We start from the raw sequence: 1,732 nt of genomic DNA, 5'->3' as shown, positions 1-1,732 counted from the left end.
GGCGGCCGGCGCGGGCTCGGGCTCGGCCGCGGGCTCCGGGGCGGCGGGCGCGGGGGCCGCGGCTGCCGGTGCGGCGGCCTCGGCGGCCGGCTCGGCACCGGGCTCGATCGCCTGGATCGCCTCGATCGCCGCGATGACCGCGTCGATCTCGACGCCGCCCTCGCCGCCCTCGACCTCGATCGCCCGCAGGATCTCGCGGATCGTGTCCACCAGCCGCAGCAGCACGTCGGTGGTCGCCTGGTCCATCGACCGGCGGCCGTCGCGCAGCTCGACGAGTAGGTTCTCCCCCGCGTGGGCCACGCGCTCCAGGCGCGAGAACGCGAGGAACCCACTGGTCCCCTTGATCGTGTGGATCGTCCGGAACACGCTCGCGATGAGCGAGCGCGACCCCGGTTCGCTCTCCAGGGCCACCAGGTCCTGGTCGAGCTGGTCGAGGTTCTCGTGGCTCTCCACGAGGAACTCGCGGACGATCTCGTCCATGTCCTCCACTGCTGCCTCCTACCGGGTGCGGACCCGTCTGAGGTGAGGATCGGCGGCTCGGGGGGTGGCGTGAGGCTTTCTGCGGGCGACGGGGCCCGCGCGCCGGGTGAAGGCACGGCCGTCACCCGGACGGGTGGCTGCCTCGGCCGGTGCAGCCGGGGCGGGGTGGAGCGTTCTGCCCGACACGCGCCGGCGTGTCGGGCAGAACGCTCCACTCACTCGCGACCGGTCGACCTCTCGGGGCGCGGGGCGGACGGGCGGTCGGGCGCGTCAGCGGCCGGGGCGGTCCTCGTCCGAGGGCTCCGGCGCCGCGGCCGGGGCGGGCTGGCCCGCGACGAGGCCGCGCAGGGACTCGACCGCGTCGTCGCCGGCGTCGGTCGCCGCGTCGGTGGCGGCGAGGTTGGCCGCGGTGACGGCCTCCAGCACCTCGGCGCGGTGCACGGCGACGGAGCGCGGGGCGTCGATGCCGAGGCGGACGCCGTCGCTGCGCACCTCGATCACGGTCACGACGATGTCGTCCCCGATCACGAGGCGCTCGCCGACCCGTCTGCTCAGCACCAGCATGGCGCCGACCCTACCTTCCGCACGCAAGCGGCCGGTGCACCGCCCACGCGCGCGGCCCCTCCGCCCGGGTGGATCCACCCGACCGGACACACCGGGGCGCGTCGGTACGAACGGATCCACTCGGCGCACCGACGCGGCGCCCTGCCCCGGGCCGCCCCACCGCCCTCCGGGCGAATGGATCCTTTCGACCCGGCACGCCGGGGCGTGTCGGTACGAACGGATCCATTCGGCCGCCCACCCCAGGCCCCGCCCCCCGCGCGGGCCGCCGGGGCCCGGACGGGCCAGGACCGCGCGGGCCGGGCCGGGACCGACGGGGTCAGCCCCAGACGGTGCCCTCGGGGAGGTGCTCGCCCAGGGCCGCGGCCCAGGCGACCCGCGAGGCCGGGACGCCGTCGATCCACGCGACCGGGACGCCGAGGCCCAGGACGGTGCCGGGCTCGCTGGTGTCGAACAGCCCGCCGACGGCGAGCGCGTCGAGCGGCCGGCGCGCGCCGACGCCCGCGATCCACCGCGCGCAGTCCCGGGTCTTGCTGCGGGCGTCCACGACGCCCCACGCCTGGTCGGGCGCCAGCGCGGCCAGCAGCTCGGCCGCGGCGTCCTCGCGCGCGCGGCCCGGGCGGACCCCGAGCGCGACGACGGTGACGCCGTCGCCGGCGGCCAGCTCCGCGCGCCACCAAGTCGGATCGTA

The 1,732-nt window shown here is 77.5% G+C and carries 3 protein-coding genes; all 3 read right to left on the bottom strand.

What is annotated here, in order from left to right; genetic code table 11:
• Positions 1-480, bottom strand: a 480-nt coding sequence (locus KVT14_RS19950; RefSeq protein WP_254631377.1) for an Hpt domain-containing protein, incomplete at its 3' end; no start/stop codon positions are given.
• Positions 481-750: 270 nt separating this feature from the next.
• The gene (gene csrA, locus KVT14_RS19945) at positions 751-1,044 is read right to left on the bottom strand and encodes a carbon storage regulator CsrA (RefSeq protein WP_217617255.1); all 294 of its coding nucleotides are present in this window, start codon (positions 1,042-1,044) and stop codon (positions 751-753) included.
• A gap of 316 nt (positions 1,045-1,360) precedes the next feature.
• Positions 1,361-1,732 (bottom strand): hypothetical protein (locus tag KVT14_RS19940; protein ID WP_217617254.1); only part of this gene is annotated, 372 nt, incomplete at its 5' end.

The organism is Cellulomonas sp. GbtcB1, assembly GCF_019091725.1.
Classification (GTDB): Bacteria; Actinomycetota; Actinomycetes; order Actinomycetales; family Cellulomonadaceae; genus Cellulomonas.
The sequence above is the reverse complement of the archived record's forward strand: the minus strand, read 5'-3'. Positions and strand labels throughout refer to the sequence as shown.